The sequence below is a fragment of the Xanthomonas axonopodis genome, from assembly GCF_001304695.1.
Lineage (GTDB): Bacteria > Pseudomonadota > Gammaproteobacteria > Xanthomonadales > Xanthomonadaceae > Xanthomonas > Xanthomonas axonopodis.
On the sequence record NZ_JFAQ01000003.1, the window covers coordinates 1 to 13,186 of the forward strand.

Here is a 13,186-nt window from a genome sequence, read left to right on the forward strand (position 1 = left end):
TTGCCCAGAGCGCGTTTTGCGTATGGCAAGCAACTTTCATGGCTGAGGGATAGGGCTAATCAGGTATCCTTTATAGCCCCGAAGCGGTGGATCTGGCCGAACTGGCAGAACAACTCAGCCCGTTGCTGGAACAAGTGGTTGGCGCAGAACTGCGGTTACAGCTGCACACCACAGAGGGCGGATGTTGCGCGATGGTCGACCGCCACACCGTGGAGCGCGCCATCTTGAACCTGGTGATCAATGCACGCGATGCCTGCGCCAGCGGCGACTGCATCAGCGTGGAAACTGGCGAAACCTTCGTCACCGAGCAGGAGGCGCAACCGGCAAAACCGGCAGGCCGTTACGTGACCATGGCCGTTGCCGACACCGGCCATGGAATGGATGCAAGCGTTCAAGCGCGCCTGTTCGAAGCGTATTTCACCACCAAGGACGCCCACAAAGGTGCCGGTCTGGGGTTGGCGCAGGTGTATAGCGCAGTACGTCAGGCCGGCGGCTTTGTCGAGGTGACTTCCGCTCCCGGCGAAGGCGCGCGCTTTACGCTGGCATTTCCGCGCATGCAGCAGCAGACGTCTGCTGCGACGACATCGAGCTAGCGCGCGTCATGTCCTATGCGTTGAGTGTGGAGCCGCTCCAAACAGACGCATTCCACCGACGGCTGACCCGACCGCATCCGGCAACGCAGCCTGCGCGCGGGTCCGAAAGAGATCCCGCCTTGCTCGCCTCCCCTACGCGCATTACCAGACGCGTCTGCATCGGGTTAGCTGCTGCACCATCGCCAAGCGCGCGGAGCGACCCTGCCGAGGCCTTGGATTTTCGGGCAATTGCGGATGCAGCAAATCATCGCCGGCGTTCGTGCTCAAGCGCCTGCCGAAGCCCTGCCAGGCCCTTGGCGTTCGGCCAGCCCTCGAACACGTAAAGTACCTCTCCATCGCGGACCAAATAGAAGGTCGGGGTATCCAAACTTGCCAGCCGCTTCCAGTCGTCGCGCAGATACATTGGGCGCATCGGGAGCTGCGGGTGTGCAGTGTTCCATGCCAGCAGATCGCCCACCGGCAGCGAGTTGCCCGGCGGTACCAGCAGTAACAGATCCTCTTGCAACCACTGCAGTTCCGGCCGTTTTTCGATTTCCAGGAGCGCACGAACCGAGAAACCGCATCCGGGGTGGACTACCCCGACGACATAGGCACGATGGGCAACCGGCCGCCACGACTCCACCCGCGCATGCGCGGCATCCTGCAGCAACAGCATGCGCCAGCCCTGCACACCAGCATGCTTAGCAAATTGCAACTGCGGCAACACAGACAAGTCCAGTAACGAGGACTTCTGGCGCAGAGCATTGGCCTCGGGATAGCGCGCAACGGTCACCAGCGCACCGGAGTAGGTTCGCGTGTGCCAGTCGGTCGCCTTGCCGGACGCTCCCAGCTGACGGTAGAGACAGCCGAGCGTATCGACATCAGACCGATCCCTGGAGTAAATCTCGACCAATGCGGTTGCCCGGAACAGGTCATCGGCATCGAAGGGACTGGCACTACCGTGCAGGCACGGGCGTGCAGCAGCGGTCAGTTTGCGATAAAGACCGACAACTGCACGACTACGCACCTACCCGCTCTGGCCGTGGAACTGCGCATTGAAATTCGCCAAGCGATCATAGAGCGTCTCGTTGCCCGCGACCGCCATTGGGATGAATATGAAAAACACCGCCAACCAGAGGCTGGCGGTGGTGTGCCAAATTGCAACACGCATCAGCAGTTGTTCGTGCAGATCGAACCCACGCTTTCATGGCACGTGCCACGGCCCACACATTCGTAGGATTCATGTTCCTCACGCGGAGCTTGATCAATTCCCGCTTGGGTACCGAAGGCACGCATAACCTCTCGGTCGCGATCATTGCTGACCCGGATATTTCGCATAAAGTGCAGTGTGTCCTGCAGACCGAATACAGACAGCAGGTCGTAAGCCTGACCACTGCTCAATTCTGACTCTATATCGGCATAGTAGAACGACGTGACACCACGCTCATTGAACTTAAGCGAATCGACGAAACGCGCCCGCGCCTGGGGAGACAACAGATTGAGCGGTGAGTCAGACTCTTTCGCCTTGGTTAAGTACTCGGCCAACTGAGCCTGCGAATGAACCGGCGCACTCTTGCGGATTACATTTCGCTGTTCATCGAACTTGCTGATCAATTGCGCAGCTGCATCATTTGTAGAACTAGAAACATCCTGTGCCAGCACAGGAGCAGAACTACTTAGGCAAACACCCAGCCCTAGTAGAGCGCCAGCCACGGAAAAATAAATTTTCATAAAATTACTCCTTTAATTATTAAAGGAAAAATATATATTTAACTTACGGAGACGCGTCTGGCATTCCAGGCAACTTCTTTATAGCATCAAATTTAAAATCACTCAACAATTATTTACACCGGCCCAATTCATCCAAGCACCTCTGCATTTGGAAAATAATACTTATGTAATATCAATATTCAGAAATTCATACAAGCCCCTGATTGCCGTGATCTCTCTGTAGGTCTTTCATTCTCCTGCATCCAGAAGGACTGACGTGCCATCAGCGCCGTGCATGCGCTGATCGCCGCACGGCGCTATGACCGGATGCTGGGCGTGCGCTTCAAGCAGGTCCTGACCGACAACGGTGCCTGCTATTGATCTTCGCTGTTTGCCCAGGCGATGCGGCGGCTCGGCCTGACCCGAGGCAACGTTAAGGAAAGAGTGCCAGCTCGGTAGGTGAAACAGCAGATTGCTGAATGGCCGAGGCTTTGTTTTGGAAATTTTTCTCGCACGTCCTGCACGATCTGGTCGCAGGTCTGCAGAACATGCCGAATTAGATGTATGTCCTCTCCGTAGAAGCCAGCCGCGTGCGCCGAGTCCGTCGCGTTCACGGGACAGTGGAGAGACCCCAATGGATGCTCAAAGAGCCAGCGCACATCTGCTTCGACAGCATCTGCGAGAAGCACCAAGCGGGGGCACTTAGCCTGGGTAGCTTGCCGGAAAGTTGGCCTGCTTGTTGCTGTGCAGCTCTACTGACCGGCAGGGTGGCAGCCGGCAATCGTATGCTGACGGTATACACACTGCCTAGTAGAGCATCTTGCCGCGCGTCGTTGAAGATAGACATCCAGTCGCGCGCGCACCACTTCCGCAATGGCTGCAGCCTCGCTCGCCACGGCAATTGAGAGTCCACGCGCTTGCCGTTTTTCGCGCGCGCGTTCGACAAGCCAGCCGACACCGCCTGCGGCGAAGGCACCGATCAAGGCACCGCCGGACCAAACCATCCATCAGCCATGCATCCACCCCGATACGTCACTTGGTATGCGAATTTTCCCGGCAATTTCCTCGATGCATAGAAAAACAGCCACTTGGCTCTCGCTAAGTGGCTGTTTTAATTGGTGGGCCGTCAAGGATTCGAACCTTGGACCTATTGATTAAGAGTCAACTGCTCTACCAACTGAGCTAACGGCCCTGAAACTGATCGCACATTGTATGTGCTTTATTGCTTCGATGCAACACCACGCCATGCATCGAGGTCCAACGTTGCTGCCATTGCCTGTGATCAGTGGGGTGGCTGAGGGGACTCGAACCCCCGACATCTGGAATCACAATCCAGTACTCTAACCAGCTGAGCTACAGCCACCACTGAAAACCTGCTTCCTACTGTACCGCCGATGGCGCGCCCGACAGGACTCGAACCTGTAACCGCCGGCTTAGAAGGCCGGTGCTCTATCCGGTTGAGCTACGGGCGCCCGGACCGAACTTCGCATTCCCAAGCCGTCGAAAGCTCGGAATGGTCGGGGTAGAGGGATTCGAACCCCCGACATCCTGCTCCCAAAGCAGGCGCGCTACCAGACTGCGCTATACCCCGGCGGGACCTTTCAATCCCGAAGGCTCGAAAGGCCGGCTATTTTGGGAACGAATTGGCCTCGCTGTCAATCACCCTGTGTAAATTCAACGATCAGCTATCCTCGCAACAACGTTCGCCAGTAGGGTGAGCACTATTTCATGGAGAACACGCATGCGTAGCGGTAACCCTGCCCTTCGGGAATCCACATTCCTCGACTCCGGCTCCGGCTCGGTCGTCACCCGCGACGGCCAAGCGATGACCCTCAACGGCACGGTCAACAAGACCGGCGCGTTGTTGTTGATGGCGGTGATCACCGCAGCCTTCGCCTGGTCGCAATCGATCGGCGCCGATGGCATGCCGCTGCCCGTCGCGCGCATCTACATGATCGCCGGCGCGATCGGTGGCCTGGTGTTCGCACTGGCCACCTGCTTCAAGCCGACCTGGGCACCGATTACGGCGCCGCTGTATGCATTGATCGAAGGCTTCTTCCTCGGCTCGATCTCGGCAGTGTACGAAGCACGCTTCAACGGCATCGTGTTCCAGGCCGTCCTGCTGACCTTCGGCACCCTGTTCGCGCTGCTGTTCGCGTATCGCAGCGGCATGATCAAGGCCACCGAAAACTTCAAGCTGGGCGTGGTCGCAGCCACCGGCGGCATCGCGCTGGTCTATCTGGCGACCATCGTGCTGGGCTTGTTCGGTGTGCGCATCCCGTTTATCCACGACTCGGGCCTGATCGGCATCGGTTTCAGCCTGTTCGTGGTGGTGGTGGCGGCATTGAACCTGGTGCTGGACTTCGACTTCATCGAGAGCGGCGTCGAGCACGGGGCGCCCAAGCACATGGAGTGGTACGGCGCATTCGGCCTGATGGTGACGCTGGTGTGGCTGTACATCGAGTTCCTGCGCCTGCTGTCCAAGCTGCAGTCGCGCAATTAGCGGGGATTGGGATTCGGGAATCGCAAAAGCGCTTCCCTGCGATCGATGGCCGAATGGCGCAAGACGAATGAATCCCAAGCAAAAAGAAAGGGCGCCTGGGCGCCCTTTCTTTCATGCGATCAACCAATGCGCTCAGAGGCGGCTGGCGATGGCCTTGGCGAAGCCCATGGTGTTGCCGGTGCCGCCCAGATCGGGGGTCAGCGACTCCTTGGCTTCCAGGGTGGCGACAATGGCTTCGCGCAGGCGCTCGGCGTTCTGCGGCTGACCGATGTGGTCCAGCATCTGTGCCGCCCCCAGTAGCAGCGCGCACGGGTTGGCCTTGCCCTGCCCTGCGATATCCGGCGCCGAGCCGTGCACGGCTTCGAAGATCGCCGCGTCCAGACCGATATTGGCACCCGGAGCCAGGCCCAGGCCGCCGACCAGACCGGCACACAGGTCGGAGATGATGTCGCCGAATAGGTTGGTGGTCACGATGATATCGAACTGCTCCGGACGCATCACCAGTTGCATGCAGGTGTTGTCGACGATCATTTCCTGGAATTCGATGTCCGGATACTGCGCGGCCACATCGCGTGCCACCTTCAGGAACAGGCCCGAAGTCGACTTGATGATGTTGGCCTTGTGCACGGCGGTGACCTTTTTGCGGCCGGTGCTCTTGGCCAGCTCGAAGGCGTAGCGCACGATGCGCTCGGAGCCCTTGCGGGTGATCCGGGTGCCGGAGAACGCGGTCTCGCCATCCTCGGACACGGTCTGGCCTTCGCTCAGGTACGCACCTTCGGTGTTTTCGCGGACCGTGATCAGGTCCACGCCGTCGGCGAAACGCGACTTGGTGTTCGGGAACGACTTGGCCGGACGCACGTTGGCGTACAGGTCAAACTTGCGACGCATGGCGACGTTGATCGAGCTGAAACCCTCGCCGACCGGCGTGGTCAGCGGGCTTTTCAGCGCCACCTTGTTCTTGGTGATCGACGCCAGAGTGGACTCGGGCAGCAGATCGCCGTGCTTTTCCAGCGCAACCAAGCCGGCGTCGGCGTATTCGTAGGTCAGGCCAGCCTGCAGCGCGTCGAGCACGAACAGCGTGGCATCCATGATCTCCGGGCCGATACCGTCGCCGCGGATGACCGTGATTGTCTGCGTCATAACGTTGGGTTTCCGAACTTGAAGGGGGGAGCGCCAGCCGCAATACCCGGCAGAGCGGCGCAAGGAGGTTTCACGGGCAATTATGCCCGATGGCGGTGAAGGCGCCCAAACCGACCTTGGTCTAAGAGCGGCAAGCGCCCTAACGCAACGCGCCGCCTCGATGGGCGGCGCAGGTGTTATTCGCTCTTACAACCCCCGATCCGCACTTGCGCACCGCAGCGGCACACTCAGTCGTGTGCGTGCTGGGCCGGCGCCTGCGCACCGCCTTCGAGCTGGTCCAGGAAATCCACCGCGCGGCGAAGATGCGGGATGACGATGGAGCCGCCGACCACCAGGCCGACCGAGAAGGTTTCGAAGAACTCTTCCCGGCTCACGCCGGCTTCCTTGCACTGGGCCACGTGATAGCTGATGCAGTCGTCGCAGCGCAGCACCATCGAGGCGACCAGGCCGAGCAGTTCCTTGGTCTTCACATCCAGGGCGCCGGCCTGGTAGGTCTGCGTATCCAGTGCGAAGAACCGGCGCACCACCTGGTTCGGCTCGGCCAGGATGCGCTGGTTCATGCGCTGGCGAAATTCGGTGAACTCGCGCAGGCGGTCGGCGCTGCCGTCGTCGGAACCACTCATGCCTGGCCGCCCGCGCTGCCGGCCAGCAGCGGCTCGAGCTTGCCGGCGCGATGCATGGCCATCATGTCGTCGTAGCCGCCTACGTGGACGTCGCCGACGAAGATCTGCGGCACGCTGGTGCGCTTGGCCAGGGCGACCATCCTGTCGCGCTCGGCCGGGTCCAGGTCGATCCGCACCTCGGTCCAGGTCTTGCCCTTGCTCCTGAGGAAGTTCTTGGCCGCCACGCAGTACGGGCAGATGGCGGAGGAATACAGGGTGATCTGCGGGCCGGAGGCCGCGTCCTGATCGGTATGGTCTTGGCTCACGGGAAACTCCGTGGTTAGTGTGATATCTGACACATGGTACCGGGCGACTGGAATTTCCATGTCGTCACAGCAACACTGTGGGTTAACCGATGATTCACGCCTCCGCGCCGGGCTGCCCGCATGCTCCGCGCACCACCTGGGAGTTCCACTTGCGCCTGCTACCGCTCGCCACTGCCCTCACGCTGGCCGTTGCCATGGGTGTGGCACCTGCGCAGGAAAGCCGCCTGCCCGACATCGGCTCGTCGGCCGGCGAGTTGCTGACCCCGGCCCGCCAGGCCGAGTACGGCCGGATGATGCTGGCCGAGTTGCGCAACTACGACTACGTGCTGGACGACCCGCTGATCACCGACTGGCTGCAGACCATGGGCACCCGGCTGGGCGCCAACAGCGACCAACCGCAGCAACCGTTTACGTTTTTCATGCTGCGCGACCGTCAGATCAATGCATTCGCCACGCTGGGCGGATACATCGCCGTCAATGCCGGACTGGTGTTGACCGCCGAGCGCGAGGACGAAGTGGCGGCGGTGCTGTCGCACGAAATCGCCCACGTCACCCAGCAGCACGTGCTGCGTGGAGTGGAGCGTGCGCAACGTGACCAGATTCCGATCCTGCTCGGCATGCTGGCGGCGGTGGTGGCAGCGCAGCAGGCCGGGGGCAACTCCAAGGGCGACGCCACCATGGCCACCATCACCAGCGCGATGGGGCTGATGCAGCAGCGGCAGATCGACTACACCCGCTCCAACGAATCCGAAGCCGACCGGCTGGGCATCCGCACGTTGGCGCGCAGCGGCTACGACGTGGATGCGATGGCCGGCTTCTTCGAGCGCATGTCGGTGGCGATGCGCGCCAACGAGGGCGGCTACAGCGCACCGGATTTCCTGCAGACCCACCCGGTGACCGTCACGCGCATCAGCGAAGCCAAGTCGCGCGCCGAACAGATGAAGAAGAACACCGTGGTGCTGACGACCTCGGTGCCAGGCGGAACGCGTCAGGAGCGCGTAGACCCGGCCGACCCGTCGTTGTCGGAGCCGCTCAGCCGCAATGGCAACGCGCTGCTCCCTTACACGCTGCGGTTGCCGGTGGATGCGCTCAGCCGCGGCGCCGACCAGCAGGGGTTCGATTGGGCCAAGGAGCGCCTGCGTGTGCTCAGCGCAGCCACGCCGGATGCGGCCATTCGCGAGTACGAAAACCTGCGCCGCAGCGCCAAGCAAGGCTTGAGCGATCCGCAGCGCTACGGCCTGGCGCTGGCGCGGCTGCGCAACAGCGGCGGGCGGCCGGGCGAGCCGGTGGCCGAGCTGACCAGCCTGCTCGAGGCACATCCGGACAATTTGTGGCTGGCGCTGGGCCTGAGCGAGGCGCAGGCGCGCGTAGGCTCGCGCGAGGCAGCCAATGCCCGCTTCGATGCGCTGCTCAAGCAATTGCCGAACAACCGCGCGGTTGCGCTGACCTATGCCACTGCGCTCAACGAGCAGGCCAGCAAGGAATCCGGCCAGCGCGCGCGCCAGGTGCTGGAGCCGCTGCTGCACCGGAGCAGCGATGACCCGTTGCTGCAACAGAGCTACGCCCGTGCCTGCGAGCTGTCCGGCGACCAGTTGCGCGCGAGCGAAGCGTATGCGGAGGCGGCGTTCTTGAACGGTCGCGCCGAACAGGCACTGATCCAGCTGGAAGCATTGAAAAAGAAGGATCTCGACTATGTGACACGGGCACGCGTGGACGCGCGCATTGCCGCGATCACCCCAACCGTGCTGGAGCTGCGTCGCCAGGGGATCCGCGACCCGGATTTGTCCACGCGCTGATAGCTGAAGCATTGCCGGCTGTTCACCGCAATGGATATCGGGCGGCCGGCTGCAAGCAACGGAACTGCCCAGTCCGCTTCAATGCCCGTCGTCGCCTCGCAGGCGCCGCCGGGAATGTCACATTAAAGTCACAAAACCGTAGTCTACTGGCGATCACCAAAGCCAGACGGTAAGCCCCGCGTGCAAAAACGCATTTTGATCGTCGATGACGAACCCGCGATCCGCGACATGGTGGCGTTCGCGCTGCGCAAAGGCGAGTTCGAGCCTATTCATGCCGGCGATGCCCGCGAGGCGCAGACCGCCATCGCCGACCGCGTGCCGGACCTGATCCTGCTGGACTGGATGTTGCCGGGCACCAGCGGGCTGGACCTGGCAAGGCGCTGGCGCAAGGAGCAGCTGACCCGCGAGATTCCGATCATCATGCTCACCGCGCGCGGCGAAGAAAACGACCGCGTCGGCGGCCTGGAAGCCGGCGTCGACGATTACGTGGTCAAGCCGTTCTCGGCTCGCGAACTGCTGGCACGCATCCGCGCGGTGATGCGGCGCACCCGCGAAGACGACGAAGACGGTAGCGTGGCGGTAGGCAAGCTGCGCATCGACGGCGCAGCGCACCGGGTGTTCGCCGGCGATGCGCCGGTGCCGATCGGCCCGACCGAATATCGTCTGCTGCACTTCTTCATGACACACCCCGAGCGCGTGTACACGCGCACCCAGCTGCTGGACCATGTCTGGGGTGGTAGCGTGTACGTGGAAGAGCGCACCATCGACGTGCATATCCGCCGCCTGCGCAAGACACTGGAACCGTTCGGGCTGGAAAACATGGTGCAGACCGTGCGTGGCTCGGGCTATCGTTTTTCTTCGGCGACCTGACGTGCCGCAAAGCCGCCCGGCCACCGCCTGGCCGGATGGCTGCCTACCTGACGCTTTGTGGTAACGCCTGCCATGCCTCAACACATCCGTTCCGCCTGGCTCAAGACACTCGGCACCCTCGCGCTGTTGTTGGGCGCTGCCGTCGTCGCCGGGGTGCTGATCGGGCATGTGTGGATGGCGCTTACGCTCACCGCCCTGGGCGTGCTGGCCTGGCATTACTGGCGGCTGCGGCAGGTGCTGCGGCGGCTCACTGCGCGCCAGCGTGCCGAGCCTGCGGCCGGGATCGGCGCCTGGAACGAACTGGACCGGCTGCTGTATCGCAGCCAGGCCGAAATGCGCGCGCGCAAGCGGCGCCTGGTCGAAATGTTGCGCACGTACCGCGCCGCGGCGCAGGCGCTGCCGGATGCAGTGGTGGTCGTGGATCGCAATAGCCAGCGCGTGCAGTGGTTCAACAAGGCGGCCGGCGGTTTGCTCGGCCTGCACCATCCCGGCGACATGGGCGTGTCGATCGTGGAGCGGCTGCAGCCGTTGCCGCTGGCGCATTGGCAGGCGGCCGGGCGCAATGCCGAGCCGATGCTGGATGCCGCCTCGCCGGCAGACCCGGATTTGCGCCTGAATCTCCGCCTGATCCCCTACTCCGACGACTACTGGCTGCTGGTGGCGCGCGATGTCAGCAAGCTGCTGCGGCTGGAACAGGTGCGCCGCGATTTCGTGGCCAACGTCTCGCATGAACTGCGTACCCCGCTGACGGTGGTGCATGGTTATCTGGACATGCTCGACCCGGAAGATTTCCCCGATTCGGGGCCGATGCTGGCGGAAATGCGCAAACAATCGCAACGCATGGCGCAGCTGGTCGAAGACCTGTTGACGCTGTCGCGGCTGGAATCGCAGGAAGAACTCGGCGAAGAACACGTGGCGATGGCGCCCATGCTGTCGACCTTGCGTCGCGAGGCCGAGGCGCACAGCCAGGGCCGCCACACCGTGGAGGTGATCGACGAGGCCGGCGTGGACCTGCTCGGCTCCAATAAGGAGCTGCACAGTGCCTTTTCCAATCTGGTGACCAATGCGGTGCGCTACACGCCCGGCGGCGGCACGGTGACGATCCGTTTCGTGCGCGAAGGCGACGGTGCGGCGCTGGCCGTGCGCGACACCGGCTATGGCATTCCCGCCTCGCACCTGCCGCGCATCACCGAACGCTTCTACCGCGTCTCCAGCAGCCGCTCGCGCGAGAGCGGCGGCACCGGGCTGGGGCTGTCGATCGTCAAGCACATCCTGGGGCTGCATCAGGCGCGCCTGGACATCGAAAGCGAAGTGGGACGCGGCAGCGAATTCTCGTGTCATTTCGTGCCTGCGCGCGTCGTGCAGCGCGAGCAATCGGTGCCACTGTCACGCTCGGCGTGATATGTAGTCAGTGCGCGTCGCAGCGCGCTGCGATGGACGCGTCTGCCACGCGCGGCATTGCCTGCGCTGCGCGCACCAGGCAATTACACAACCCGTCTTGACGATCTATTCCATGGGCCATGCCAAAGAACTGCACGACATCACACCCGGCGACGACGTCGCCACCGATCCATTGCGTGATCCGGCGCTGTACATCAATCGCGAGCTGTCGCAACTGGACTTCAACTTCCGGGTGCTGGCGCAGGCGCTCGACGAGCAGGTGCCATTGCTGGAACGGCTGCGCTTTCTGTGCATCTCGTGCACCAACCTGGACGAGTTCTTCGAGATCCGCGCGGCCACCGTGCGGCACGCACAGGAGTTCGGGCTGCCGCCGGCATCGGACGGGCTGAGCCCGACCGCCATCCTCAACGCGGTGCACGATCGCGCCGCCAAGTTGGTCGAGCAGCAGTACCACGCGTGGAACGAGGTGCTGCGGCCGGCGATGGAGGACGCAGGCGTTGCCGTGCTCAGCCGCTCGGCGTGGACCTCGCGCCAGAAGCGTTGGCTGCGTGCCTATTTCCGCAACGAGATCATGCCGGTGCTGTCGCCGCTGGGCTTGGACCCGGCGCACCCGTTCCCGAAGATCCTCAACAAGACCTTGAACATCGTGGTGGTGCTGGAAGGCCAGGACGCGTTCGGGCGCGCCGGGCATCTGGCCATCGTGCGCGCCCCGCGTTCGCTGCCGCGCATCATCCAGCTGCCGGCGAGTCTGTCGCCGGAGGGCACGCAGAGCTTCGTGTTCCTGTCGTCGGTGTTGTCCGAATTCGTCGACGAATTGTTCCCGGGCATGCAGGTGATGGGCTCGTATCAGTTCCGCGTCACCCGCAATTCCGAACTGGTGGTGGACGAGGAAGAAGTCGAAAACCTGGCGCTGGCGCTGCGCGACGAACTGGTCACGCGCGGCTACCGGCCGGCGGTGCGGCTGGAGATCGCGCACGATTGCCCGGCACCGATCCTGCGCACCTTGCTGCAGAATTTCGGCCTGAACGAGAACGCGGTGTACCGCATCACCGGGCCGGTCAACCTGAGCCGCGTCACGCAGGTCTATGACCTGGTGCAGCGCCCCGAACTCAAGTACCCCTCGTTCAATCCGCGCACCTTGCGCGACAGCGAGGGCATCTTCGAGATCGTCAAAAAGGGCGATGTGTTGCTGCATCACCCCTTCGACGCGTTTACAGCGGTGCTGGATGTCATCCGCCAGGCCGCGGTCGACCCGAACGTGCTGGCGATCAAGCAGACGCTGTATCGCACCGGCAAGGATTCGTTGATTGTCGATGCGCTGATTCTGGCCGCGCGCAACGGCAAGGACGTCACCGTGGTGGTGGAGTTGCGTGCGCGCTTCGATGAAGAAGCCAACCTGGGCCTGGCCGACAAACTGCAGGAAGCCGGCGTGCAGGTGGTCTACGGCGTGGTCGGCTTCAAGACCCATGCCAAGATGCTGCTGATCGTGCGCCGCGAGGGCCGCAAGCTCAGACGCTACGTGCACCTGGGCACCGGCAATTACCACAGCGGCACCGCGCGTCTGTATACCGACATCAGCCTGATCACCGCCGATGCCGAGATCGGCAACGACGTGCACATGCTGTTCCAGCAGTTGTCAGGGCTTGCGCCGCGCATGAAGCTGGACCAGTTGCTGCAATCGCCGTTCACGCTGCATGCGGGCGTGTTGAAGCGGATCGATCGCGAGACGCGGCTGGCCCGCAAGGGTCGCCCGGGCCGCATCATCGCCAAGATGAACGCCCTCAACGAACCGCAGGTGGTGCGTGCGTTGTACACAGCGTCGCAGGCGGGGGTGCAGATCGATCTGATCGTGCGCGGGGCCTGCACGCTGCGCCCCGGGGTGCCAGGCGTGTCCGACAACATCCGCGTGCGTTCGATCGTGGGCCGTTTTCTGGAACATAGCCGCGTGTACTGGTTCGGCAACGACAGTGCTGCCGAGTTGTACTGCGCCAGTGCCGACTGGCTGGAACGCAACCTGCTGCGGCGGGTGGAGACCTGCTTCCCGATCCTGGAGCCGGACCTGGCCAAGCGCGTCTACCGCGAAGTGCTGCAGAACTATCTGGACGACAACGTCAGCGCCTGGGAGCTGGACGCCGAGGGCGTGTACCACAAGCGCACGCCTGCCCCGGGCGAGCCGGCGCATTCGGCGCAGATGACCTTGCTCGAGCGGATCTGAGCGCTCATAGCCGCACGCCAGGTGGCAAGCCGCTTGCGCAGGCATGCGGCA

11 protein-coding genes, 4 tRNA genes and 1 pseudogene are annotated in these 13,186 nt (G+C 62.8%); 6 read left to right on the forward strand and 10 right to left on the reverse strand.

Translation table 11 applies throughout. The annotated features are described in order from the left end of the window. Window positions 1-71: 71 nt before the first annotated feature. Window positions 72-593, forward strand: a pseudogene (locus XAXN_RS00120) (sensor histidine kinase); the annotation flags it as partial. A 244-nt stretch (window positions 594-837) separates the two neighbouring features. On the opposite strand, the gene XAXN_RS00125 reads toward XAXN_RS00120, so the two are convergent. The 7 genes from XAXN_RS00125 to XAXN_RS00150 all read right to left on the reverse strand — a co-directional run bounded on the left by XAXN_RS00125 (window position 838) and on the right by XAXN_RS00150 (window position 3,873). Beyond that, on the reverse strand, window positions 838-1,599 hold the full coding sequence (locus XAXN_RS00125; protein ID WP_241148187.1) for a hypothetical protein: 762 nt from the start codon (window positions 1,597-1,599) through the stop codon (window positions 838-840). Next, entirely contained in the window at window positions 1,600-1,743 is a 144-nt protein-coding gene (locus XAXN_RS22835; protein ID WP_245149932.1) for a hypothetical protein, read from the reverse strand. It lies immediately after the preceding gene. Further along, window positions 1,743-2,303, reverse strand: coding sequence for a hypothetical protein (locus tag XAXN_RS00130; RefSeq protein ID WP_134980362.1), 561 nt, complete (start codon window positions 2,301-2,303; stop codon window positions 1,743-1,745). The genes XAXN_RS22835 and XAXN_RS00130 overlap by 1 nt, the downstream gene beginning before the upstream one ends. A gap of 1,095 nt (window positions 2,304-3,398) precedes the next feature. Continuing rightward, window positions 3,399-3,474: transfer RNA gene (locus tag XAXN_RS00135), tRNA-Lys, on the reverse strand. Between the two features lie 94 nt (window positions 3,475-3,568). Beyond that, window positions 3,569-3,645, reverse strand: a tRNA-His gene (locus tag XAXN_RS00140). A 32-nt stretch (window positions 3,646-3,677) separates the two neighbouring features. Continuing rightward, window positions 3,678-3,754, reverse strand: a tRNA-Arg gene (locus XAXN_RS00145). Window positions 3,755-3,796: 42 nt separating this feature from the next. Further along, window positions 3,797-3,873 (reverse strand) — tRNA-Pro (locus tag XAXN_RS00150). Between the two features lie 150 nt (window positions 3,874-4,023). On the opposite strand from XAXN_RS00150, the gene XAXN_RS00155 reads away from it, so the two are divergent. Beyond that, the gene (locus XAXN_RS00155) at window positions 4,024-4,785 is read left to right on the forward strand and encodes a Bax inhibitor-1/YccA family protein (protein WP_054318045.1); all 762 of its coding nucleotides are present in this window, start codon (window positions 4,024-4,026) and stop codon (window positions 4,783-4,785) included. Between the two features lie 132 nt (window positions 4,786-4,917). On the opposite strand, the gene XAXN_RS00160 is transcribed toward XAXN_RS00155, so the two are convergent. The 3 genes from XAXN_RS00160 to grxC all read right to left on the reverse strand — a co-directional run bounded on the left by XAXN_RS00160 (window position 4,918) and on the right by grxC (window position 6,853). After that, window positions 4,918-5,925 (reverse strand): isocitrate dehydrogenase, encoded by a 1,008-nt coding sequence (locus tag XAXN_RS00160; RefSeq protein ID WP_054318046.1) that lies wholly within the window; start codon window positions 5,923-5,925, stop codon window positions 4,918-4,920. Window positions 5,926-6,152: 227 nt separating this feature from the next. Next, window positions 6,153-6,548: a carboxymuconolactone decarboxylase family protein gene (locus tag XAXN_RS00165; protein ID WP_017158115.1), complete on the reverse strand. Its 396-nt coding sequence runs from the start codon at window positions 6,546-6,548 to the stop codon at window positions 6,153-6,155. Continuing rightward, on the reverse strand, window positions 6,545-6,853 hold the full coding sequence (gene grxC, locus XAXN_RS00170; RefSeq protein WP_054318047.1) for a glutaredoxin 3: 309 nt from the start codon (window positions 6,851-6,853) through the stop codon (window positions 6,545-6,547). The genes XAXN_RS00165 and grxC overlap by 4 nt, the downstream gene beginning before the upstream one ends. Window positions 6,854-7,002: 149 nt before the next feature. On the opposite strand from grxC, the gene XAXN_RS00175 reads away from it, so the two are divergent. From XAXN_RS00175 to ppk1, 4 genes are all read left to right on the forward strand, one after another. Beyond that, window positions 7,003-8,649 carry a M48 family metalloprotease gene (locus XAXN_RS00175; RefSeq protein WP_134980363.1) on the forward strand — a complete coding sequence of 549 codons (1,647 nt, stop codon included), beginning with the start codon at window positions 7,003-7,005 and terminating at the stop codon, window positions 8,647-8,649. Window positions 8,650-8,829: 180 nt separating this feature from the next. Next, the gene (gene phoB, locus XAXN_RS00180) at window positions 8,830-9,519 is read left to right on the forward strand and encodes a phosphate regulon transcriptional regulator PhoB (protein WP_003483753.1); all 690 of its coding nucleotides are present in this window, start codon (window positions 8,830-8,832) and stop codon (window positions 9,517-9,519) included. Between the two features lie 72 nt (window positions 9,520-9,591). Then, a complete protein-coding gene (gene phoR, locus XAXN_RS00185) occupies window positions 9,592-10,920 on the forward strand; it encodes a phosphate regulon sensor histidine kinase PhoR (protein WP_054318049.1) in 1,329 nt (442 codons plus the stop codon). A gap of 112 nt (window positions 10,921-11,032) precedes the next feature. After that, a complete protein-coding gene (gene ppk1, locus XAXN_RS00190; protein WP_054318058.1) occupies window positions 11,033-13,135 on the forward strand; it encodes a polyphosphate kinase 1 in 2,103 nt (700 codons plus the stop codon). Window positions 13,136-13,186 lie beyond the last annotated feature (51 nt).